The organism is Stenotrophomonas sp. 86156_Sma, assembly GCF_056481625.1.
The window spans coordinates 1166240-1188722 of sequence record NZ_CM151157.1 but is presented as its reverse complement, the minus strand read 5'-3'; the positions used below and the strand labels follow the sequence as shown (position 1 = coordinate 1188722).

The window sequence follows — 22483 nt, the reverse complement described above, 5'->3', positions numbered from 1 at the left end:
CGTCCCGACCGGCAATCCCGTCGGTAGGAACAGTGTCCGTCACCACATGCACACAGCCTATCGGTTTCCTGGATTTCTAAAAGCCAGCCAAATACCCGACGTGATGTAGGAAAAACCCTACCCGCGGCACAGGCGTAGAATGGCCGGATCAGCCCATGCAACCGGAGTTTCAGATGGACAGCGCCAAGCTCGGCCAATTCGTCAATGACAAGTGGGACAGCGAAATCGTCCCGCAGTTGGTCGACTACATCCGCATTCCCAACAAGTCGCCGATGTTCGACGCCAATTGGGTGCAGAACGGCTACATGGAACAGGCGGTCACCCTGATGGAGAACTGGGCCAAGGCCCAGCAGCTGCCCGGCCTGAAGGTTGAAGTGGTGCGTCTGGAAGGCCGTACCCCGCTGATCTTCCTGGAAATTCCGGCTACCGGCGCCGAAACCGGCGACGACACCATCCTGCTCTACGGCCACCTCGACAAGCAGCCGGAAATGACCGGCTGGGACGACGACCTCGGCCCGTGGACCCCGGTCCTGCGCGGCGACAAGCTGTATGGCCGTGGCGGTGCGGACGACGGCTACGCCATCTTCGGCTCGCTGGCCGCGGTGCTGGCACTACAGGCCCAGGGCCTGCCGCACGCCCGCTGCGTGGTGCTGATCGAAGCCTGTGAAGAGTCGGGCAGCTATGACCTGCCGGCCTACGTCGACCACCTCGCCGACCGCATCGGCAAGCCGTCGCTGGTGGTCTGCCTGGATTCGGGCTGCGCCAACTACGACCAGCTGTGGTGCACCACCTCGCTGCGCGGCCTGACCGGCGGCAACTTCACCGTGAAGGTGCTCAACGAAGGCGTGCACTCCGGCGATGCCTCCGGCGTGGTGCCGTCCAGCTTCCGCCTGCTGCGCCAGCTGCTGTCGCGCATCGAGGACCAGGACACCGGCCGCATCCTGATCGACGGCATGAACGTTGAGATCCCGGCCGAGCGCCAGGAACAGGCCAAGCGCGCCGCCGAAGTGGTCGATACCGAGATCTTCGAGAAGTTCCCGATGGTCGACGGTCTGCGTCCGATGAACGAGGACCTGACCGAGCTGGTGCTCAACCGCACCTGGCGCCCGGCACTGTCGGTCACCGGCGTCGGTGGCATGCCGGCGCTGGAATCGGCCGGCAACGTGCTGCGCCCGCAGACCTCGGTGAAGCTGTCGCTGCGCCTGCCGCCGACCGCCGATGGCAAGACCTGCGGTGAGCTGCTGAAGGAAGCGCTGCTGCGCGATCCGCCGAACGGCGCGCAGGTCACTCTGGATCTGGAAAAGGCCTCCACCGGCTGGAACGCCCCGGCCATGGCGCCGTGGCTGACCCAGGCCATCGACGACGCCAGCCAAGCCTTCTTCGGCAAGCCGGCGATGTACATGGGCGAAGGCGGCTCGATCCCGTTCATGGGCATGCTGGGTGAGAAGTTCCCGGGCGCCCAGTTCATGATCACCGGCGTGCTCGGTCCGCACTCCAATGCACACGGCCCGAACGAGTTCCTGCACATTCCGATGGGCAAGAAGGTCACCGCCTGCGTGTCCAAGGTGATCAGCGAGCACTACGCCGCCAGCCTGCGCGGCGAGACCAGCGGTTCGCCGGTGGCTGCCGACAGTGGCACCCGCCACGGCGACCACGGCTGCTGCTGAATCCGGCACACCGTGACGGACGCAGCCTGGCCTTGCTAGGCTGCGTCCACCCTTGGTGGAAATCGCGCGCATGAATGGTCTGTTCGGCAGCAGCAGCTGGCTCTACATCATCCTGGTCGGCTTCTTCGTCGGCCTGCTCGGGCGATTCTTCATGCCCGGCAACAACCGCATGGGCTGCCTGCTGACCATCGTGCTGGGCATCATCGGCGCACTCCTGGCCGGGTGGTTCGGCCAGTACATGGGCTGGTACGCCCCCGGTGAGCCGGCCGGCTTCCTCGGTGCTGTGCTGGGCGCGGTGGCCGTGCTTGCCGTCCTGCGTCTGTTCAGCGGTCGCCGCTGATCCCGCACCCTCTTCCCTTCCTGTTCCCGACGTAGGCGCGCCCGGCGCGCCCGGATATGCCTGCATGACCGAACCCGCCTCCGATCCCCAGCGCAGCGCGCAGCGCCTGCAGTGGGCCCGTACCCAGCTCGATGATTCCAGTGCGGTGGTCGAACGCGCATCGGTCGATGCCGGCATGCGCAGCTACTGGCGCACCACCAGCACGCGCGGCAGCCACATCGTGATGGACGCCCCGCCGGGGCTGGAAGATCCGCGCCCGTGGCTGCGCATGCGCGGCCTGCTGGATGACAACGGCCTGCGTGTGCCCGCGCTGCTGGCACAGGATCTGGATGCCGGCTTCCTGCTGCTGGAAGATCTCGGCGGCCCGACCCTGGCGAAGATCCTCGACGAGCGCAACGCGGACGAATGGTTCGGCCGCTCTATCGAACAGCTGCTGCGCCTGCAGGCGATCCCGGTGCCGGCCGACTTCGGCCAGTTCGGCGAAGCACTGCTGCAGCGCGATGCCGGCCTGTTCGACGAATGGTTCCTGCAGCGCCACCTGAACCTGGAACTGGACTGCGGCGAGATTGAAGGGCTGCAGCTGGTGCACCGCCGCTTGATGGACAACGCGCTGGGCCAGGCCCAGCTGATGACCCATCGCGACTACATGCCACGCAATCTGATGCCGGTCGAGAATGGTCCGGCAGTGCTGGATTTCCAGGACCTGGTGCGCGGCCCGATCGCCTACGATGCGATGAGCCTGTTCAAGGACGCGTTCCTGAGCTGGCCGCTGCAGCGTGTGGACGAGTGGCTGGCGCAGTATCACGAGCGCGCCCGCAACGCCGGCCTGCCGGTGCCCGACCGTGCCACCTTCCTGCGCGATGCCGACTGGATGGGCATCCAGCGCCACGTGAAGATCCTCGGCCTGTTCTGCCGCCTGCGCTATCGCGACAACAAGGGCCATTACCTCGACGACGCGCCGCGCTTCATCAACTATCTGGATGAAGTGCTGCCGCGCTACCGCGAGCTGGCACCGCTGCAGCAGCTGCTGGAAGACCGCATCAAGCCAGCGCTGGCCGACCTGGCCGCACCGATGCGCGTGGCCCGATGAAGGCGCTGGTCTTTGCTGCCGGCCTCGGCGAGCGCATGCGCCCGCTGACCCTGCACACGCCCAAGCCGCTGCTGGACGTGGCCGGCAAGCCGTTGATCGTCTGGCACCTGGAACGCCTGGCCGCACTCGGTGTGCGCGAGGTGGTGGTCAACACCGCATGGCTGGCCGAGCAGTTCCCAGCGACGCTGGGCGACGGTAACCAATGGGGCCTGCAACTGCATTTCCTGTACGAAGGGCCGACCCCGCTGGAAACCGGCGGCGGCATCCTCAACGCACTGCCGGTGCTGGGCGACGCCCCGTTCCTGGTAGTGAACGGCGACATCTGGACCGATTTCGATTTCGCCACGCTGCCGCGCGAGCCGCAGGGCCAGGCGCATCTGGTGCTGGTCGACAATCCGGTTCAGCACCCGAACGGTGACTACCGCCTCGATGCGCAGGGGTTGCTGCACCACGACCGCGAAGGACCGTGCCTGACCTATGCCGGCATCGGCGTGTATCGCCCTTCCATCGTGGCCGACTGGCACACGGTGATCGGTGATGCACCGGGCAGCGAGCGGCTGCCGCCGAAGTTCTCGGTGGTGCCGCTGCAGAAGCACTTCATGGCGCAGGGATTGATGACGGGGCAGCACCATCGCGGGCGCTGGACCGATGTCGGCACCGTTGATCGCCTGCGTGCGCTGGATGCGGAGTTGGCGGCGAACGGCTGAGCCCCTCGTGGCTGGGCTTATTGAAAGCAGAAGCCTTGCTTGGCCGGGCGGGGTGGGCTGCGCAGGGGACGCTGCAAGTACGTCCATGTAAGCTCGGTCGCCGCATCCATGCGGCTCACGCCCCTGCGCAGCCCATCCCGCCCGGCCTCTGACAGTTTCCGTGGGCGACCAGCCACGGAAAAGAAAAAAGAAAAGCAAAAGCGGGTCGCGTCGCTACGCTTGCTCCGATGACGACCAACGGTCGTCACCCACCACAAGCAAGAGTCGCCCACCACAAGCAAGACACGTGTCGACCAAGGTCGACACCCACCAACAGCAGTGCAGTACGCAGTCCCGGCAGATCGCGGGAACCTGTCGAAGGCGGGGTGGCTCAGGTTGCGGGGGCGTGAGCGCCATGGATGGCGCGACCGAGGCTACATGGACGTACTTGCGCCGTCCCCCGCAACCTGAGCCACCCCGCCTCCCCTCAGGAAGCCAGCTTCTGCTGTTGCTTCGGCTCTTGCTGTTGCCGGCCAGCAGCCGGCACTACGGCGGGTGCAGGGCGCAGCCCTGCAAAGCAAACCCCACCCTCAGTAACGCGGCCGGCCTTCTTCCAGCACCTGGCGCAGGAACGGCACGGTGATCCGCCGCTTCGCCGCCAGCGACTCGCGGTCCAGCCAGTCCAGCAGCGTGATCAACCCACCCAGCTCGCGCCCGGTATGCGACAGCAGCCACTCGATCGAGGCCTCGTCGATCGCCAGCCCACGCCGCAGCGCGCGCTCACGCAGCACCGCTGCCCGCCCTTCCTCATCCAGCGGCTGCAGCAGCACACGCACGCACTGGCCCAGCCGCGAACGCAGATCGGGCAGTACCAGGCCCAGTTCTTCCGGCGCCTTCTGCGCCGTGTACAGCACGGTCACGCCCGCAGCGCGCGCGCGGTTGTGGAAATCGAACAGCGCGATCTCGTCCTCGCGGTTGCCGGCCACCTCGTCCAGGCCGTCCAGCGCCACCAGCTCGCGCGCCTCCAGCCCATCCAACGCCGCGCGTACGCGGCCGGCGGCGCTGGCCAGCGGTACGTAGGTCGGCAGTCGCCCGGCCTGCTCGGCGCTGGAGCACATCGCCAGTGCCTGGTGGGTCTTGCCCGTGCCCGCCGCACCTTCCAGATAAACCCAATCGTGGCTGGCACCCACCGCGATCGCGCGCAGCTGCGCCAGCGCGCCGTCCGGCGCGCCGATGAAGGTCTCCAGGCGCTGGTCCCGCGGGTAATGCAGGGCCAGCGGCAGTTGCGGCACACCCATCACTTCAGGTCGGGGCCCTTGTCGTTCGGAATGATGATATGGGGGGCATCGACCACGCCATCAAGCACGATCGCCGGCTTCTCACCCACGTACAGCTCGCTCTGGCGATAACGCTGGTGCGCGTAGCGCAGCAGCACGTTGGTCACCGCTGCCACCGGCAGCGCCAGCAGCATGCCGAGGAAGCCGAACAGCTGGCCGCCGGCCATCACCGCGAAGATCACTGCCACCGGGTGCAGGCCGATCTTGTCGCCGACAATCCGCGGGGTCAGCACGTAGCTTTCCAGCAGCTGGCCCACGGTGAACACCACGCCGACCAGGATCAGCAGCTTCAGGTCGAAGCCCTGTGCCTGCACCAGTGCGGCGACCACCGCCATCAGGATGCCGGTGGTCGCGCCCAGATAAGGAATGAAGCTGATCAGGCCGGCAATCAGGCCGATCAGCAGACCCAGCTTGAGGCCGACCAGCGACAGGCCGCCGGCATAGATCACACCCAGCGCCAGCATCACCAGGAACTGACCGCGGATGAAGGCGCCCAGCACCTCGTTGGACTCACGCGCCAATGCGCTGATGGTGCCGATCTGGTTGCGCGGAATCACCGACGCCACGCGCTCGACCAGCTTGTCCCAGTCACGCAGGAAGTAGAACGCCAGGATCGGCAGCAGCAGGATGTTGACCACCCAGGTCACCATCGCAAAGCCCGAACGCGAGACGTAGCCCATGAACGTGGTGGCAAAGCCGCCGGCCTGCTGCCAGTGGCTGCGCACCCATTCGATCAGGCGGTCCGGGTCCAGCCACTGCATCACTTCCAGGCCGGTCTTCTGCTCGAACCAGGGAATGCCCTTTTCCATCAGCCACGCCTGTGCCTGCGGCGCGACCGCAATCAGGGTGGTGATCTGGCGCTCGATCATCGGCACCAGCACCAGCAGCAGCGCCACGATCACCAGCACCATCGCCGCGAACACCAGCACCACGCCGGTCATGCGCGAACGGCCGGTGGCCTCGATGCGGTCCACCAGCGGATCGCCCAGCCAGGCCAGCGCCAGCGCCAGCACGAACGGGGTCAGGATCGGCGCCAGCAACCACACCACCCAGCCGATCAGGCCGGCGAACAGGATGTACTTCAGGCGGCGCAGGAACTGCGCGATTTCCGCTTCCGGGGTCAGGTTCATCGCAGGCGGTACTCGTTGCTGACCGGCGCAGCGACCGGGGCACCGGTGGTGTCGTCGATCGGCGTCGGCAGGGCCGGCAGCGGTGCGCTCGGCACCAGCACGCCGTTGTCGCCCAGCATGCGGTTGAAGCCGGCCAGGCCGGTGGTCATCTCCAGGCTCAGCTCCAGCTGGCCAGCCGAAGCGTGCAGCGGGGTGACGTTGCGCACCACCGGCACCTCACGCAGGCCGGCAGCCAGGCGCAGGTAGTCGTCGGCACTGTTGATGCCGGTGACCACCACCCGATAGGTGCCGGCCTGGCCGACGGCCGCGCCGGCCTTGGCATAGCGCTTGACCAGCGCATCGGCGGCACCATCGGCACCGGCGGCCATCGCGCGCATGGCGTTGGCGTCCTTGCTGGTCCACTTGTTCAGCTCACGGCCGTTGTCGACGAACACCCAGTCCGCCTGCCAGCCGCCGTTGGCGCGGTACAGCTTGCCGATCAGCTGCATCGGCGGCGCGTAGCGCGAAGAGGCACGGGCCACGGCGGCACTGTCCTGGCGCCAGATGGCACCGGCCAGCGCCTGTTCGGCGGCACCACCGCTGGGCAGGCCCAGCTTGTAGCCGCGTTCAATGGCGCGGTTCAGCAACGGTCGGGCGGCGTTGGCCTGCTGCACGCTGACCAGGCGCGGACCGCTGCCGTCATCGACGGCCAGCCACAGCACCGGCTTCGGTCGCGGCTGCGGCCACAGCGGCAGGCCCAGCGCCGACACCAGCGAATCGACATCGTCCTCGCGGAAGCGGGCCACCAGCAGGGTGCGGAAGCTGGGGGCGCCACTGGCGCTCACGCTCTGGTCCTGCTTGTAGTCGTAGCTGGCCACGTAATCCTTGGCATTGCGCAGCGCCTGGGCCACGCCAGGGCGCGACATCACGCTGCGATCGCCGGACAACTTGCCCAGTACAACGCTCAAGGCGCGGGCCAGGGCGCCGTTGCGGTCGGCTTCGGCCTGGCTGTTGACGGGCACTTCGGCCTCGTACGCGCCAGTGGCGGTGGCAACATCACCCTCGGTGCGCAGGCCGCTCTGGGCCATCGTGGCCACCGGCAGGCTCAGCGCAAGGAGCAGGGTCAGAATCAGGCTGCGGCGCATCAGGACATCCATTGGCTCGACGTATCCGGGGGAATTGTTGCCCGAATACGGCCTTTGCGCCAATGCGGCCTGTTAAAATCGCCCGTTCAACCCCTGCCAGCGCCGACGCCCGTGACCAACACCCCGTCTTCCGCCCCCTCCCCCCTCACCTACCGTGACGCGGGTGTCGACATCGACGCCGGCAACGAACTGGTCGAGCGGATCAAGCCCCTGGTCAAGCGCAGCTTCCGCCCGGAAGTGATGGGCGGCCTGGGCGGCTTCGGCGCCCTGTTCGACCTGTCCAACAAGTACCGCGAGCCGGTGCTGGTGTCGGGTACCGACGGCGTGGGCACCAAGCTGAAGCTGGCCCACCAGCTGGACCGCCACGATACGATCGGCATCGACCTGGTCGCCATGTGCGTGAACGACGTGCTGGTGCAGGGCGCCGAGCCGCTGTTCTTCCTGGACTACTTCGCCACCGGCAAGCTGGACATCGACACCGCCGCAGCGGTCGTGGGCGGCATCGCCAACGGCTGCACCGAGGCCGGCTGCGCGCTGATCGGCGGCGAAACCGCTGAAATGCCCGACATGTATGCCCCGGGCGAGTACGACCTGGCCGGCTTCACGGTCGCTGCGGTCGAGAAGAGCGAGCTGAAGGACGGCGCCAGCGTGGCTGCCGGCGACGTGCTGATCGGCATCGCCTCGTCCGGCCCGCATTCCAATGGCTACTCGCTGGTCCGCCGCATCTATGACCGCGCCGGCCGCCCGGCCGAGCTGGAGCTGGAAGGCGGCGTGAAGCTGGTCGACGCGCTGATGGCGCCGACCCGCCTGTACGTCAAGCCGATCCTGTCGCTGCTGAAGTCACACGGCGCGGCCATCCACGGCATGGCCCACATCACCGGTGGCGGCCTGACCGAGAACATCATCCGCGTGGTACCTGAAGGCCTCGGTCTGGACATCCAGGCCTCGTCATGGACCCTGCCGCCGGTGTTCCAGTGGCTGCAGAAGGAAGGCGCGGTAGCCGACAGCGAGATGTGGCGCACCTTCAACTGCGGTATCGGCTTCGTGCTGATCGTGGCGCCGGACCAGGTGGCCGCGGTATCCGATGCGGTCAAGGCGCAGGGCCTGGAGCACTGGACCATCGGCCAGGTGGTCACCGCCGAAGGCGCCGAGCGCGTCCACATCGCCTGATCCCGACAACCCAGGAGCCCGCATGGACGCAACGCCCCCCTTGTCGCCCGCCCCCGTGCCGCCGCCGCTGGCGACGGTACCGGTGTTCAACGCGCAGGATGCCGACCACCTGCGCATGCTGGCCATCGCGCACTACGTGGTCGGCGGCCTGATCGTGCTGTTCTCGCTGATTTTCATCATCCACATCGTGCTGGGCATCACCGCGCTCACCGGCAACCTGCCGATGAATTCCGGCGGCCAGCCGTCGTCGCCGGCCGAACAGCGCCTGTTCGGCTGGATGTTCACCCTCATCGGTTGCGTCGCCGTGTTCGGTGGCGTCACCCTGGGCGCGTTCGTCGCCTATGCCGGCCGCTGCCTGGCCCAGAGACGCCGCTACCTGCTGTGCCTGATCGCGGCCGGCCTGGCCTGCCTGTTCACCCCCGTCGGCACGGTGCTGGGGGTGTTCAGCCTGATCACCCTGCTGCGCCCGCAGGTGAAGGCCGCCTTCGACCTTCCCGCCACGCCCGCATGACCGCCTCCGGCAATCCGCCGCCGCTGCCGCATCAGACCCTGGCGCAGCTGCAGCTGACCAGCCATCTGCAGACGCTGAAAGTGCTGTTCTACGCGTTGGCCGGCTTCCATTGGTTCGCCACAGTGGCGTTCCTTGGCCTCAGCGGATGGGTGGCCCACTCGCGCGGACTGGACGATGCCTGGATGCTGGCCACGGTCTATGCGTCCATCGCCGTGCTGGCGGCCGTGCTGGGGTTCGTGCAGTTGTATACCGCGCGCCAGCTGTCACATCGCACCGGGCTGGCCTGGTGCCGGCGCGCGGCGTGGCTGGGCGTACTGGCCGGCCCGCTGGGCATGGCCTTGGCCGCCTATGCCTGGGTGTTCCTGTCCAAACCTGACATGGCCGCGCTGTTCGACCGCGGCGACCACCTCAGTGTCTGAACCTGCCGGCAGACGCCCCGTCCTTTCCTGATCGATTTCCCATGTCCGCGCCTGCCCTCCCCACGTCCGCTTCGCCCACCACCCACCGTTTCTCGGGCCCCAAGAAGCTGGCCTTTGCCGCCGTGCTGGCGGTGTTCGCAATCAGCTGGGTCCACCCGCTGTGGCCTACCGAACAGGCCCTGCACAGCACCCTGACCGTGATCGGGCTGGCCGCGCTGCTGTGGGTCGACCGTCGCGGTGGCTGGCTGGGCAATGGTGCCTTCATCGCGATCTGCGGCTTCATCGCCCTGCACTGCGTGGCCGCGCGCTGGCTGTATTCCAACGTGCCCTACGACGCCTGGGCGCAGACGCTGAGCGGCTGGTCGCCGAATGCGGCCTTCGGCTGGCAGCGCAACCATTTCGATCGCCTCATCCACTTCCTGTTCGGCGTCTGCTTCACTCCTGCGCTGCTGCAGCTTGCCCGTCATGCGTGGCCGGCGCTGCGCCTGGGCCAGGCCTTCACCCTGGCGGTGATGACGGTGATGTGTGCCAGCCTGGTGTACGAATGGTTCGAGTGGGCCATCGCGCTGGCGCTGTCGCCGGATGCTGCCGAGGCCTACAACGGGCAGCAGGGCGACATGTGGGACGCGCATGCCGACATGCTGATGGCCACCCTCGGCAGCCTGCTGATCTGGCCGCTGATCCGCCGGAGCGCCCAGCAGTGACCGCGACCACCCGCATTGCCGTGCTCGCCTCCGGTCGCGGCAGCAACCTGCAGGCCATACTCGATGCCATTGCCGACGGCCGACTGCCCGCCGAGGTGGTCGGCGTGTTTTCCGACCGCCCCGCCGCAGAGGCCCTGCAGCGCGTCGCACCGAACCTGCGCTGGGCGCATGCACCGAAGTCCTTCAGCGACCGCGCCAGCTACGAGCAGGCGCTCGGCGATGCGCTGGCCGCAGTACAACCGGACTGGATCGTCTGCGCCGGCTACATGCGCATCCTCGGCGCGGCCTTCGTACAGCGCTTCAATGGCCGGCTGGTCAACATCCATCCATCGCTGCTGCCGCTGCACAAGGGCCTGGACACCCACGCACGGGCGCTGCAGGCGGGCGACGCCGAGCACGGTGCCAGCGTGCATCTGGTCGTGCCCGAGCTGGATGCGGGCGCCGTGCTGGCGCAGGTGCGGGTGCCGGTGCTGCCCGGCGATGACGCCGACAGCCTGGCCGCGCGCGTGCTGGCGGTGGAGCATCCGCTGCTGATCGCCACCCTGCAGCTGTTGTGCGCCGGCCGCCTGGCTGAACGGGAGGGCCAGCCGCAACTGGACGGTCACCCCCTGTTTAGCCCGTTGGCCCTAGATTCCGCCGGGAACCTGAACCGGTAGTCCCCATGCACACGCCCCGCTGACTGCGGGGCTGGCATCCTGCCCCCTCCTGCGGTCCCTGTCCTCCATGAAGACCACGACCCTGCTGTCCACTCCATTGCTGTTGTCGCTTGCCGTGTTCCCCGGCGTGGGCTGGGGCCAGGCACAGGCGCCCGCCGCCCCGCCGGCACCGGTGCCCGCAGCGCAGTCGCCAGCCGATGCGCCGGCCGTACCGATGCCACCGGCACTGGCCTGGGAGCCACCGCCGCTGCAACCGTTCAGCGCCACCTACCAGGCCTTCTACAAGGGCAAGGAAGCGGGCGATGCCAGCATGCAGGTCACCCACACCGGCGGCAGCCAGTGGCGGGTGGACATGCAGGTGGTCGGCCGCCGCGGCTTTGCCAGCGTGCTGGGCCTGAACATCGAACAGAGCACGGTGTTCGAGGAGCGCAGCGGCGTGTATGCGCCGCTCAGCCAGAGCACGGTGCGCAAGGGCCTGTTCCTGGGCAAGAAGGCGGTCGGCACCTACAACTGGCAGGCCGGCACCGCGCAATGGACCGGTGACGTCAAGAAGGAACGCGCGCAACCGATCCCGCTGCAGGCAGGCGACCAGAGCGCGCTGCTGATCAACCTGGCGATCATGCGCGATGCGCGTCCAGGCGCCTCCATGCATTACCGCTACGTGGACATGGGCAAGGTCCGCGAACACGACTACCAGGCCGCGCCGCAGACCGAGAACGTCGAGGTCGGCGACCTGTCCTACAACGCACTGCGGGTCTACCGGACCAACGGTGGCAGAAACGAAACCATTCTCTGGATCGCCAACGGTGTCCCCACCCCGGTGCGCATCCTGCAACGCGAAGACGGCGAAGACCGCGTCGATCTGCGCCTGATCGAATACCAAGGAGTCTGAGCATGAACACCCTGACCCGCCCCCTCACCTGGATCGCAGCCGCTGCCCTGACCGTGGCCAGCCTGCCGGCCATGGCGCTGGAACCGTTCAAGGCCGATTACCTGGCCAGCTACATGGGCATGCAGGCCAACGGCACCATGACCCTGGCCAGCGAAGGCAGCAACAAGTGGCGCTACAGCCTGCAGGTGAAGAACCAGCTGGCCGACCTCAGCCAGAGCACGGTGTTCGAGGAAGTGCGTGGCCAGCTGCGCCCGCTCAGCAGCCAGGACCGTTCGGCGCTGCTGGTGAAGAGGCGCAACGTGCAGGCCAACTACAACTGGACCAGCAACCAGGCCACCTGGACCGGTGACATCAAGCCGGATCGCGCTGGCCCGATTGCGCTGAAAGCCGGTGACATGGATGCGCTGCTGATCAACCTGGCGATCGCCCGTGACCTGGCGGCGGGCAAGCCGCTGACCTATCGCATGGTCGACGAAGGCCGCATCAAGAACATGACGTACCGTGTGATCGGCAAGGAATCGATCACCGTGGGCGGCAAGAGCTACGAGGCCACCAAGGTCTCGCGCGCCGACGGCAACAAGGAGCTGATCGCCTGGATCGTGCCGGAATTCCCGGTGCCGGCGCGCATGCTGCAGCGTGAGAGCGGCCGCGATGCGCTGGACCTGACCATCAAGGCGATGAACTGACCGGAGATCCACGTCATCCACGCATGGCGTGGATCTACTTCACGTTCCAGTAGATCCACGCCATGCGTGGATGGGTGTATCCCAAAGAAACGCCCGCTTTCGCGGGCGTTTTCTTATTTCTTCGCTTCAGCCGGTTTCTGTTCCTCGGCCGGCTTGAACTCGGTCCGGCAGTCCACGCGGATCTGCTCACCGGTGCTGCGCCAGACGAAGGTGCGGCAATGACGGTTGCCGTCCTGGCTGTCGTTCACTGCGACCGCATAGAACGACTCGATGATTTCATCACGCGAGACCGTGCCGTCGCCGTTCCAGTCCATGTCCTTCTGCTCGATGCCCTGGGTGATGGCGATGTTGGCGTACCAGGCATAGCCCAGCCACGCCAGCACGATCAGCACCAGGGCCAGCAGCGCCTTGCGACGCGGGCTGAACTTGCCGCGCAGGATCATGGCACGCGCCGGATGGTGGCACCGAGCGAAGACAGCTTCTCTTCGATGTTCTCGTAGCCACGATCAAGGTGGTAGATGCGGTCGATGGTGGTATCGCCGCTGGCCATCAGGCCGGCCAGGATCAGCGATGCCGAGGCGCGCAGGTCGGTGGCCATCACCGGCGCGCCGCTCAGGTGCTCGTTGCCACGCACGATGGCGGTATGCCCTTCGACCTGGATGTCCGCGCCCAGGCGCAGCAGTTCGTTGACGTGCATGAAACGGTTCTCGAAGATCGTTTCGTTGATCACGCCCACGCCGTCGGCCACGCAGTTGAGCGCCATGAACTGCGCCTGCATGTCGGTCGGGAACGCCGGGTACGGCGCGGTGGTCAGGTTGACCGCCTTCGGCCGCTTGCCCTGCATGTCCAGGGTGATGCTGTCGTCGGTGGTCTCGATCTTCGCACCGGCTTCGACCAGCTTGGACAGTACCGCGTCCATGGTGTTCGGGCGCGCACGGTTGACCGTGACCTTGCCACCGGTCATCGCTGCGGCCACCAGGAAGGTGCCGGTCTCGATACGGTCGGGCAGCACTTCGTGGCGGCCACCGGACAGGCGCTCGACGCCTTCGATCACCAGGCGGGCAGTGCCCAGGCCTTCGATTTTCGCGCCCAGCGCGATCAGGCAGTGCGCCAGATCGGTCACTTCCGGTTCCATCGCGCAGTTGTCGAGGATGGTGGTGCCTTCGGCCAGCACCGCGCCCATCAGCACGTTCTCGGTGCCGGTGACGCTGACCATGTCGAAGGTGAAGTGCCCCCCCTTCAGCCGCTTGGCGGTGGCCTTGATGAAGCCGTTCTCGACCACGATCTCGGCACCCAGCGCCTGCAGGCCCTTGATGTGCTGGTCGACCGGACGCGAACCGATCGCGCAGCCGCCCGGCAGCGATACTTCGGCCGCGCCGAAGCGGGCCAGCAGCGGGCCCAGCACCAGGATCGAGGCGCGCATGGTCTTGACCAGCTCGTACGGTGCCACGTGCTGGTTGACCGAACGCGGGTCGACCACGATCGCACTGCCGCGCGACAGCGTGCCCTGGTCGATGGTGACCTTGGCGCCCAGCTCGCCCAGCAGCTTCACCGTGGTGACCACGTCGTGCAGGTGCGGCACGTTGGTGATCTCCACCGGCGCATCGGCCAGCAGGGTCGCGCAGAGAATGGGGAGGACGGCGTTCTTGGCGCCGGAGATGCTCACTTCACCGTGCAGCGCAGCGCCGCCGGTCACAACGATCTTGGCCATGTATTCGGGATCTTCTGCGGTTCAGCCGGCTTCGGCCGGGGTCACGGTTTTCAGCGCCAGCGCGTGGATCGCGCCGCCCATCAGGTCGCCCAGCGTGGCATACACCATGCGGTGGCGGGCCAGCGGCATCTTGCCGGCGAAGGCCTCGCAGACCACGGTCGCTTCGAAATGCACGCCATCGTCGCCCCGCACGTCGGCGCGGGCGCCGGGCAGGCCGGTTTCGATCAGATTGCGGATGGTGTCGGCGTCCAACGGGCTTTCCTAATAAAATGTGCCTCCATTCTACTTCCGCTGCGTGGCGTCCGCATGGCCGAATCCCTGTTGCCCCCCCGTTCCGTCGACCCTGCCGGCCTGGTCGCCAGCGGCCGCCGCGTCTTCGAGATCGAGCGGCAGGCGCTGGACGCCGTGGCCGACCGCCTTGGCGAGGCGTTCCAGCAGGCCTGCCAGGCGATCCTGGCCAGCCGCGGCCGGGTGGTCGCCACCGGCATGGGCAAGTCCGGGCACATCGCTCGCAAGATCGCCGCCACCCTGGCGTCCACCGGTACGCCGGCGTTCTACGTGCACCCGGGTGAAGCCGGCCACGGCGACCTGGGCATGATCACCGAGGACGACGTGGTGCTGGCGCTGTCCTATTCGGGCGAGTCGGACGAAGTGCTGATGCTGCTGCCGGTGCTCAAGCGCCAGGGCAACGTGCTGATTTCCATGACCGGGCGCCCACAGTCCAGCCTGGCCACCGCCGCCGACATCCACCTGGACGTGAGCGTGCCGGCCGAGGCCTGTCCGCTGGCGCTGGCGCCGACCTCCAGCACCACCGCCTCGCTGGCGATGGGCGACGCGCTGGCCGTGGCCCTGCTCGACGCACGCGGCTTCACCGCCGACGATTTCGCCCGTTCACACCCGGCCGGCAGCCTCGGCCGCCGCCTGCTGCTGCACATCACCGACGTGATGCACACCGGCGACGACCTGCCCAGCGTGGGCGCCGACGCCAGTCTCAGTGAAGCGCTGATGGAGATGAGCCGCAAACGGCTGGGCATGACCGCCGTGGTCGATGCCGGCGGCGTGCTGATCGGCCTGTTCACCGACGGCGACCTGCGTCGCGCGCTGGACAGCGCGCTGGACGTGCGCACCGCCAAGATCGCAGATGTGATGACGCGCAACCCGCGCACCATCGGCGCCGACCAGCTGGCGGTGGAGGCGGCCCGGCTGATGGAGACCCACAAGATCACCGGCCTGATCGTGGTCGATGACCAGGGCCGTGCAGTCGGCGCCCTGAACATTCATGACCTGTTGCGGGCCCGGGTGGTTTAACCGACAGTCCGTAGACCCCATTCAGTCTGTACTGCCCCACCCGAACCCACCGAGCCTGCCGCCCTGATGCCCTGGTCCCCCCTGCCCGCCTTCCCTGCCCACCTGCATGCCGCCGCGGCCCGTATCCGCCTGGCCTGCTTCGACGTGGACGGCACCCTCACCGACGGTCGGCTGTACTACGACAAGGACGGCAACGAGAGCAAGGCGTACTTCGTGCAGGATGGCCTGGGCCTGAAACTGCTGCAGCAGCACGGCATCCACCCCGTGCTGATCACCGCGCGCAACAGCCAGTCCGCGCTCAAGCGCGGCGCCGACCTCGGCATCGACACCCAGATCGCCGTGGGCGACAAGCTGGCCAGCGTGCAGGCGCTGTGCGCGCAGCATGGCATCGGCCTGGAACAGGTGGCCTTCATGGGCGATGACCTGCCGGACCTGGCGCCGCTGGGCGCGGTCGGCTTGGCCGTGGCGCCGGCCAACGCCCATCCGTGGATCGCCGAGCGCGTGCACTGGCAGACCCGTGCCGATGGCGGGCGTGGCGCCGCGCGCGAGCTGTGCGACATCCTGCTGGCCGCGCAGGGGCATGTGGATGCGGTGCTGGCGAGGTTCGGCGCATGAACCTGCCGACCGTGAACTGGCGCACCCTGCTCGGCATCGGCCTGCTGCTGGCGGCCCTGTTGAGCAGCTGGGCGGCGCTGCGCAACCGCGACAAGGGGCCAGCCAGTGGCGGCCAGGAAGTGGGCGTGGATTACATCCTGCACGACTTCCAGATCGTCGCCCTGGATGAGCACGGCAAGGAATCGACCACGCTGCGTGCGCCGCTGCTGGAACGCCAGCGCGGTGACCAGACCATCAACATCGCCACGCCGTTGTTCGAGATGCCGGACAAGGATGGCAGGCACTGGACCCTGCGTGCCGAAACCGGCTGGCTCAGCGCCAAGGGCGACGAGATGAAGCTGCGCGGCAATGTCGCCGGCGACAGCCCGGTCGGCCCGGGCACGGTGCCGACCACCTTCCGCACCTACCATCTGGACGTGTTCCCGAAGGAAAACCGCGCCCGCACCGACGCCCTGGTGACCATGACCCGCCCGGGCATGGAACAGTCCGGTGTCGGCTTCGAAGTGGATTCGAAGAACAACACGTATCATTTCCTCAGCCAGTCCAAGGGCCGCTACACGCCCAAACGCTGATTCCGCCGCCAGCCTGCGACGTCTCCGGACAGGCGCAAGGCCGGCAGCCCCACCCGCCCGCCCCCGGTCCACCCGGGAGGCCCCCACCGGTAGAACGGACCCCGATGAAGATTCCCTTTGCCGCCGTACTCGCGCTTGGTCTTCTTGTCCCCAGCGCCGCCTTCGCCAAGTCCACCGACCGCAACGAAGACATGCACATCGATTCCGGCGCCCAGTCGGGCACGCTCACCGGCGACGGCAAGACCGTGCTGTCGCAGGGCGTGATCATCACCCAGGGCACGCTGGACCTGCGCTCGTCCGAGGCCGAGATCTACCTCAAGGACGGCGAAGCGGTGCGTGTGGTGTTCACCGGCAAGCAGGCCAAGATGAAGCAGCAGCTCGATGATGGCACCTGGATGGACGCGCTGGCCGATCGCATCGACTACGACATCAAGACCGAGATCATCACCCTGACCGGCAACTACAAGGTCACCAGCGCGCGCGGCACCAATGCCGGCCAGCGCATGGTCTACAACACCCGCACCGGCGAAATGAACTCCGGTGGTGACGGCAGCCGCGTGCGCACCGTCATCCCGCCGAAGAACAAGACCCCGGCCGCACCTGCGGCACAGCCCAAGGCCACCACGCCGGCACAGCCGGCCGGGAGCAGGAAGTAATGCTCGTCGCCAAGGGCCTGCGCAAGAAGTACAAGCAACGCGAAGTCGTCAAGGACTTCGGGCTGACCCTCGACGCCGGTGAAGTGGTCGGCCTGCTGGGCCCCAACGGCGCCGGCAAGACCACCTGCTTCTACATGATCGTCGGCCTGGTTGCCGCCGATGCTGGCAGCATCGTGCTCGACGGCAAGGACATCACCGGCGACCCGATGTATACCCGGGCCAAGCAGGGCGTGGGTTACCTGCCGCAGGAGCCGTCGGTGTTCCGCAAGCTGACCGTGGCCGACAACATCCGCCTGGTGCTGGAGCTGCGCGAGGGCCTGGATTCGGCTGGCCGCGAGCGTGAATTGAACAGCCTGCTCGACGAACTACAGCTGGGCCATGTCGCCGACCAGCTCGGCGCCAGCCTGTCCGGTGGCGAACGTCGCCGCTGCGAGATCGCCCGTGCCCTGGCCGCGCAGCCGCGCCTGATCCTGCTCGACGAACCGTTCGCCGGCGTCGACCCGATTTCCGTCGGCGAGATCCAGCGCATCGTCACCCATCTCAAGCAGCGTGGCATCGGCGTGCTGATCACCGACCACAACGTGCGCGAGACCTTGGGTATCTGCGACCGCGCGTATATTCTCGCTGAGGGCAGCGTGCTGGCCCAGGGCTCGCCGGAAGCGATCCTGGACAATGCCGACGTGCGTCGCGTCTACCTTGGGGATTCCTTCAAGCTGTGACGGCAAGCGCCGGGTCCCTCTCCTTCCTTTCGGCACAGGCATGAAGACTCGGCTGCAGACATCGTTGGGACAGCAGCTGGTGCTCACGCCCCAGTTGCAGCAGGCGATCAAGCTGCTGCAGATGTCCACCACCGAGCTGGAGCTGGAGATCGCCCAGGCGGTGGAAAGCAATCCGCTGCTGGACTGGGCCGACAGCAGTGACAGCAGCAGCGCCAGCAACGAAGGCAGCGATGGCAACGACGGTGACGCGCCCGCAGAACGTACCGATGCCGGCGACGACTGGGCACCGGCCGAACTGGACTGGAGCGCGGCCGGCAGCGGCGGCAGCTTCGACGATGACGACGACACCGGCAGCGCCGCCGAGCGCATAGCCGAAACCGAAACACTGGCCGACCATCTGCTGTGGCAGCTGCATCTGTCGCATCTGTCCTCGCGTGATCGCAGTATCGGTGCCGCACTGATCGACGCACTGGACGACGACGGTTACCTGCGCGAGCCGCTGGCCACCATCGCCGAAACCCTGTTGCCGGCGATCCACGCCGACGAGGACGAGATCCTCGCCGTGCTGCATCGCATCCAGCGTTTCGATCCGGTCGGTGTGGCTGCACGCACGCTGGGCGAATGCCTGCTGCTGCAGCTGGATGTGCTGGCCGGTGACACGCCCGGCCTGGTGCTGGCGCGACAGATTGCCGCAGGCCCGCTGGAACGGCTGCCGCGCAGCGGCGTCGCCGGGCTGGCCCATGAACTGAAACAGCCCCTGGACGAGGTCGAGACGGCAGTCACCCTGCTGCGCTCGCTGGACCCACGCCCGGGCACGCAGATCGCACCGCTGTCGCAGGACACCTATGTGGTGCCGGATGTGGTGGTGTGGCGGCAGAACGGCGTATGGCGCGCAGCGCTGGCCGCGCATGCCGGGCCGAAGGTGGTGATCCACCGCGGCTACGAACAGCTGATCCGACGTTGCGGCGACGCCGATGCCGGCTACCTGCGTGCCCAGCTGCAGGAAGCGCGCTGGCTGCTGAAAGGGCTGCAGCAGCGTGGCGAAACCCTGCTGCGGGTGGTACGCAGCCTGATCCTGCAGCAGGCCGGCTTCCTCGAATTCGGCGAGCAGGCGCTGCGTCCACTGACCCTGCGCGAGATCGCCACCGAGCTCGGCCTGCACGAATCCACGGTCTCGCGTGCGATCGCCCGCAAGCACGTGCGTACCCCGCGCGGCACCCTGCCGCTGCGCGCCTTCTTCGCCTCGGGCATCGATACCGACGGCGGTGGCGAGGCGTCCAGCACGGCCATCCAGGCGATGATCCGGCGCCTGATCGACGACGAGAACCCGCGCAAGCCGCTTTCTGACGCCAAGCTGGCTGACCTGCTCAAATCGTCGGGAATTCCAGTAGCGCGACGCACCGTGGCGAAGTATCGTGAAGCCATGAACATTTCCGCCTCGCACGAAAGGGTCAGAATCGCTTGACGCGCCGCCGCGCCCGGCGGAGAGGTTCATTGGCACATCCGAACACAGGAGAAACCCGATGCGCATCGAAACGTTTGGCAAAGATGTCGAAGTCACCCCGGCCCTGCAGTCCTATGTAGAGGAGAAGCTGGCCCGGATCGGCAAACACTTCGACCAGCACTGCGAAGCGCGGGTGACCCTCAAGCTGCAGAAGACCGAACACCACGTCGACGCCAGCCTCAACATTCCCGGCCAGACCCTGCACGCCGAGGCCAATGCCCAGACCATGTATGCCGCGATCGACCTGCTTGCGGACAAGCTTGACCGTCTGGTGATCAAGCACAAGGAGAAAAAACAGCAGCACGCACCGCTGCCGGTGGGCGACAATGGTGGCTGATCGCCACCGTTCCCCGCAGACATGCCCCTGACTGACCTCCTGGCGGCCGTGCAGACCCAGCTCTGCACGGCCACCGACCGCGACAGCGTCCTGCAGGCCGCCGCCGGGTTGCTGGCCTGCCGCCAGGCCAACGCCGAACAGATCTATCTGAACCTGTGCCAGCGCGAAGCGCTGGGCAGCACCGCGATCGGTCACGGCATCGCCATTCCCCACGGCCGCGCGCCAACCCTGGACCGCCCCCGCGGCGCCCTGCTGCGGTTGGCCACCCCGGTCGACTTCGGTGGCGACGAGCCGGTGGACCTGGTGTTCGCCATGGCCGTCCCCGCCCACTACACCCACCAGCACCTGATGCTGCTGTCCGAGCTGGCCGAGCTGTTTTCGGCGCCCGACATCCGCCAGGCCCTGCGCGAAGCGGGCGATGCCCGGGCGCTGCGCGAGGCGCTGGACATGACCCCACCTGCGAGTGCCGCATGAATACCAGCATCACCGCCCGTGAACTGTTCGAACAGCAGCGCGAGCGGCTGGGGCTGCGCTGGGCTGCCGGCAAGTCCGGCGAGAAGCGCGAGCTGGAGGCCGGCAACACGGTCTCGCGGCGTCCGTCGCTGGCCGGCTACCTCAATGCGATCTACCCCAACAAGGTGCAGATCCTGGGTACCGAGGAACTGTCCTGGCTGGATGCGCTGGAACCGCGCCAGCGTTGGGAGACCATCGAAAAGATCATGCAGTCGCACCCGCTGGCGCTGGTGCTGACCCGCAACCAGGCTTGCCCGGAAGACCTGCGTGCCGCCGCTGATGAATCCGGCACGCCGCTGTGGCTGTCGCCCAAGCGCGGCCACGAACTGCTCAACCACCTGTCCTACCACTTGGCCCGCACGCTGGCGCCGCGGGTGATCCTGCATGGCGTGTTCATGGAGATCTACTCCATCGGCGTGCTGATCACCGGAGAGGCCGGATCGGGCAAGAGCGAGCTGGCGCTGGAGTTGCTCAGCCGCGGCCACCGCCTGGTCGCCGATGATGCGCCCGAATTCACCCAGATCGCGCCCGACGTGCTCGATGGCACCTGCCCCGAACTGCTGCAGGACCTGCTGGAAGTGCGCGGCCTGGGCGTGCTGAACGTGCGCGAGATGTTCGGCGACACGGCTGTAAAGAAGAACAAGTACCTTCGGCTGATCGTCCACCTGACCAAGCCGATGACTGAACCCACCCCGCATGGCTACGAGCGCCTGACCGGCGACTCGGGCACCCGCCATGTGCTGGACCTGGATGTACCGCTGATCACCCTGCCGGTGATGCCCGGCCGCAACCTGGCCGTGCTGACCGAGGCCGCGACCCGCCTGCACATCCTGCGCACCAAGGGCATCGACCCGGCGGCCATGTTCATCGCCCGCCACAGCAACCTGCTGGAACGGCGAACACCCTGATTCCCCTGTCCTTCGAAGAGCCTGTCCATGAGCACCGTCACCCCCTCCGCCCCGACCCTGATCATCGTCAGCGGCCTGTCCGGCTCGGGTAAATCCGTCGCCCTGAAGACCTTCGAGGACCAGGACTACTACTGCTCGGACAACCTGCCGATCAATCTGCTGCCCGACTTCGTGCGCAGCCTGCTGGCCAACCACGACGGCAGCGCACCACGCCGCCTGGCCGTAGGCATCGACGTGCGCGGCCAGGCCGACCTGAGCCAGCTGGGCGACTGGCGGCAGCTGGCCACCGATGCCGGCGTGGAAGTGAAGGTGCTGTTCTTCGAGGCCAGCGACGAGGCTGTGCTCAAACGCTACGCCGACACCCGCCGCCGCCATCCACTGAGCCAGCTGGGCCTGTCGCTGCCCGAAGCGATCGCGCGTGAGCGTGAATTGACCGCACCGCTGCGCCGCGAGGCCGATGCGGTGATCGATACCAGCAATCTCAACGTGCATCAGCTGCGGCGGCGGATCATCACCGAGTTCACGATGGACCATGCCACCGGCCTGTCGCTGCTGTTCGAATCGTTCGCCTACAAGCGCGGCGTGCCAGCCGAGGCAGACTTCGTGTTCGATGCGCGGGTGCTGCCCAATCCACACTGGGACCCGGATCTGCGTGCGCTGAGTGGCCGCGAACCAGGCGTGCGCGACTACCTGGAAGCGCAGCCGGACGTGCAGCGCTACCTGACCCAGCTGATGGATTTCCTCGATACCTGGCTGCCGAAGCTGGGGGATGGCACCCGCAGCTATGTGACCGTGGCCTTCGGCTGCACCGGCGGCAAGCACCGTTCGGTGTTCCTGGCCGAGCGCCTGGCCCGGCATGCCCGCGAGATGGGCTGGGAAGACGTGGCGACCTACCACCGCGAACAGGATTGAGGGGGTCGGCCGGGCTGCGCCCGGCACCCGCAGAGGCCACGTCAACGGCAAGAGCGGGATTACGTGGGATGGCGGGGCGGTGTGGGTCTGCAGGACACGCCGTAAACCCGTCCATGGGGGCTCGATGGCGCCATCCATGGCGCCAACGGTCCTGCAGACCCACACCGCCCCACATCTGACAGATTCCGTGTGCTGTTGGTAGGTGTCGACCTTGGTCGACACGGTAGATCCACGCCATGCGTGGATGAGTCCCGGTCAGGCATCGAAAAACGGATGGGGTCGGATCCTTTTCCAACGGAAATGGGCTCCGACCCGA

Annotated in this window: 27 protein-coding genes; 21 read left to right on the top strand and 6 right to left on the bottom strand. The window is 67.3% G+C overall.

All coding sequences use genetic code 11. The annotated features are described in order from the left end of the window. The first annotated feature begins 173 nt into the window (after positions 1-173). The 4 genes from ACZK33_RS05575 (at position 174) to murU (ending at position 3804) form a co-directional block, all read left to right on the top strand. Complete coding sequence (locus tag ACZK33_RS05575; protein WP_010483606.1) at positions 174-1667, top strand: M20 family metallopeptidase; 1494 nt, start codon at positions 174-176, stop codon at positions 1665-1667. Between the two features lie 70 nt (positions 1668-1737). After that, complete coding sequence (locus ACZK33_RS05570) at positions 1738-2007, top strand: GlsB/YeaQ/YmgE family stress response membrane protein (protein WP_049398791.1); 270 nt, start codon at positions 1738-1740, stop codon at positions 2005-2007. Positions 2008-2071: 64 nt separating this feature from the next. Then, positions 2072-3097: an aminoglycoside phosphotransferase family protein gene (locus ACZK33_RS05565; RefSeq protein WP_423174946.1), complete on the top strand. Its 1026-nt coding sequence runs from the start codon at positions 2072-2074 to the stop codon at positions 3095-3097. Then, positions 3094-3804: an N-acetylmuramate alpha-1-phosphate uridylyltransferase MurU gene (gene murU / locus ACZK33_RS05560; RefSeq protein WP_423174947.1), complete on the top strand. Its 711-nt coding sequence runs from the start codon at positions 3094-3096 to the stop codon at positions 3802-3804. Before ACZK33_RS05565 ends, murU begins: the two co-directional genes overlap by 4 nt. A 569-nt stretch (positions 3805-4373) precedes the next feature. Here the strand turns inward: murU and hda are convergent. Genes hda through ACZK33_RS05545 form a run of 3 tightly spaced genes read right to left on the bottom strand, consistent with a single transcriptional unit; the run spans position 4374 to position 7386 of the window. Next, positions 4374-5081, bottom strand: a complete 708-nt coding sequence (gene hda, locus ACZK33_RS05555) for a DnaA regulatory inactivator Hda (protein ID WP_032130359.1) — start codon at positions 5079-5081, stop codon at positions 4374-4376. Next, positions 5081-6250 carry an AI-2E family transporter gene (locus ACZK33_RS05550; protein ID WP_032130360.1) on the bottom strand — a complete coding sequence of 390 codons (1170 nt, stop codon included), beginning with the start codon at positions 6248-6250 and terminating at the stop codon, positions 5081-5083. The genes hda and ACZK33_RS05550 overlap by 1 nt, the downstream gene beginning before the upstream one ends. After that, the gene (locus ACZK33_RS05545) at positions 6247-7386 is read right to left on the bottom strand and encodes a DUF2066 domain-containing protein (protein WP_153856460.1); all 1140 of its coding nucleotides are present in this window, start codon (positions 7384-7386) and stop codon (positions 6247-6249) included. The genes ACZK33_RS05550 and ACZK33_RS05545 overlap by 4 nt, the downstream gene beginning before the upstream one ends. A gap of 99 nt (positions 7387-7485) precedes the next feature. Between ACZK33_RS05545 and purM the strand changes: the two genes are divergently transcribed. From purM to ACZK33_RS05510, 7 genes are all read left to right on the top strand, one after another. After that, positions 7486-8544, top strand: coding sequence for a phosphoribosylformylglycinamidine cyclo-ligase (gene purM / locus ACZK33_RS05540; protein WP_423174948.1), 1059 nt, complete (start codon positions 7486-7488; stop codon positions 8542-8544). 22 nt (positions 8545-8566) lie between these two features. After that, positions 8567-9055 (top strand): hypothetical protein, encoded by a 489-nt coding sequence (locus ACZK33_RS05535; RefSeq protein WP_180838130.1) that lies wholly within the window; start codon positions 8567-8569, stop codon positions 9053-9055. Then, the gene (locus ACZK33_RS05530) at positions 9052-9474 is read left to right on the top strand and encodes a hypothetical protein (RefSeq protein ID WP_423174949.1); all 423 of its coding nucleotides are present in this window, start codon (positions 9052-9054) and stop codon (positions 9472-9474) included. The genes ACZK33_RS05535 and ACZK33_RS05530 overlap by 4 nt, the downstream gene beginning before the upstream one ends. A 41-nt stretch (positions 9475-9515) precedes the next feature. Further along, on the top strand, positions 9516-10178 hold the full coding sequence (locus ACZK33_RS05525) for a DUF2238 domain-containing protein (RefSeq protein ID WP_049398166.1): 663 nt from the start codon (positions 9516-9518) through the stop codon (positions 10176-10178). Then, positions 10175-10834, top strand: a complete 660-nt coding sequence (purN, locus tag ACZK33_RS05520) for a phosphoribosylglycinamide formyltransferase (RefSeq protein WP_049398165.1) — start codon at positions 10175-10177, stop codon at positions 10832-10834. Before ACZK33_RS05525 ends, purN begins: the two co-directional genes overlap by 4 nt. Positions 10835-10901: 67 nt before the next feature. After that, on the top strand, positions 10902-11726 hold the full coding sequence (locus ACZK33_RS05515; protein WP_423174950.1) for a DUF3108 domain-containing protein: 825 nt from the start codon (positions 10902-10904) through the stop codon (positions 11724-11726). 2 nt (positions 11727-11728) lie between these two features. After that, a complete protein-coding gene (locus ACZK33_RS05510; RefSeq protein ID WP_423174951.1) occupies positions 11729-12412 on the top strand; it encodes a DUF3108 domain-containing protein in 684 nt (227 codons plus the stop codon). A gap of 113 nt (positions 12413-12525) precedes the next feature. Here the strand turns inward: ACZK33_RS05510 and ACZK33_RS05505 are convergent, their stop codons facing one another. From ACZK33_RS05505 to ACZK33_RS05495, 3 genes are read right to left on the bottom strand one after another with little or no spacing between them, the layout of a single operon-like run. After that, the gene (locus ACZK33_RS05505; protein WP_032130368.1) at positions 12526-12855 is read right to left on the bottom strand and encodes a hypothetical protein; all 330 of its coding nucleotides are present in this window, start codon (positions 12853-12855) and stop codon (positions 12526-12528) included. Beyond that, positions 12852-14123: a UDP-N-acetylglucosamine 1-carboxyvinyltransferase gene (gene murA / locus ACZK33_RS05500; protein ID WP_049462885.1), complete on the bottom strand. Its 1272-nt coding sequence runs from the start codon at positions 14121-14123 to the stop codon at positions 12852-12854. The genes ACZK33_RS05505 and murA overlap by 4 nt, the downstream gene beginning before the upstream one ends. 21 nt (positions 14124-14144) lie before the next feature. Next, positions 14145-14375 (bottom strand): BolA family protein, encoded by a 231-nt coding sequence (locus ACZK33_RS05495; RefSeq protein WP_021202589.1) that lies wholly within the window; start codon positions 14373-14375, stop codon positions 14145-14147. 54 nt (positions 14376-14429) lie between these two features. On the opposite strand from ACZK33_RS05495, the gene ACZK33_RS05490 reads away from it, so the two are divergent. From ACZK33_RS05490 to rapZ, 10 genes are all read left to right on the top strand, one after another. Further along, positions 14430-15431 (top strand): KpsF/GutQ family sugar-phosphate isomerase, encoded by a 1002-nt coding sequence (locus tag ACZK33_RS05490; protein WP_032130370.1) that lies wholly within the window; start codon positions 14430-14432, stop codon positions 15429-15431. Positions 15432-15497: 66 nt separating this feature from the next. Beyond that, positions 15498-16046 (top strand): KdsC family phosphatase, encoded by a 549-nt coding sequence (locus ACZK33_RS05485; RefSeq protein WP_049398160.1) that lies wholly within the window; start codon positions 15498-15500, stop codon positions 16044-16046. After that, positions 16043-16618 carry an LPS export ABC transporter periplasmic protein LptC gene (gene lptC / locus ACZK33_RS05480; RefSeq protein ID WP_423174952.1) on the top strand — a complete coding sequence of 192 codons (576 nt, stop codon included), beginning with the start codon at positions 16043-16045 and terminating at the stop codon, positions 16616-16618. Before ACZK33_RS05485 ends, lptC begins: the two co-directional genes overlap by 4 nt. Positions 16619-16722: 104 nt before the next feature. Next, positions 16723-17274 (top strand): lipopolysaccharide transport periplasmic protein LptA, encoded by a 552-nt coding sequence (gene lptA, locus ACZK33_RS05475; protein WP_121504002.1) that lies wholly within the window; start codon positions 16723-16725, stop codon positions 17272-17274. Next, positions 17274-17993, top strand: coding sequence for an LPS export ABC transporter ATP-binding protein (lptB, locus tag ACZK33_RS05470; RefSeq protein WP_049400688.1), 720 nt, complete (start codon positions 17274-17276; stop codon positions 17991-17993). Before lptA ends, lptB begins: the two co-directional genes overlap by 1 nt. Positions 17994-18033: 40 nt before the next feature. Next, entirely contained in the window at positions 18034-19458 is a 1425-nt protein-coding gene (locus tag ACZK33_RS05465; protein WP_423174953.1) for an RNA polymerase factor sigma-54, read from the top strand. Between the two features lie 58 nt (positions 19459-19516). Further along, a complete protein-coding gene (hpf, locus tag ACZK33_RS05460) occupies positions 19517-19834 on the top strand; it encodes a ribosome hibernation-promoting factor, HPF/YfiA family (RefSeq protein ID WP_004147311.1) in 318 nt (105 codons plus the stop codon). 21 nt (positions 19835-19855) lie between these two features. Continuing rightward, complete coding sequence (locus ACZK33_RS05455; RefSeq protein WP_032130191.1) at positions 19856-20308, top strand: PTS sugar transporter subunit IIA; 453 nt, start codon at positions 19856-19858, stop codon at positions 20306-20308. Continuing rightward, on the top strand, positions 20305-21255 hold the full coding sequence (gene hprK / locus ACZK33_RS05450; RefSeq protein ID WP_005408388.1) for an HPr(Ser) kinase/phosphatase: 951 nt from the start codon (positions 20305-20307) through the stop codon (positions 21253-21255). Before ACZK33_RS05455 ends, hprK begins: the two co-directional genes overlap by 4 nt. 27 nt (positions 21256-21282) lie before the next feature. Further along, on the top strand, positions 21283-22167 hold the full coding sequence (gene rapZ / locus ACZK33_RS05445; RefSeq protein WP_032130190.1) for an RNase adapter RapZ: 885 nt from the start codon (positions 21283-21285) through the stop codon (positions 22165-22167). Positions 22168-22483: the final 316 nt, after the last annotated feature.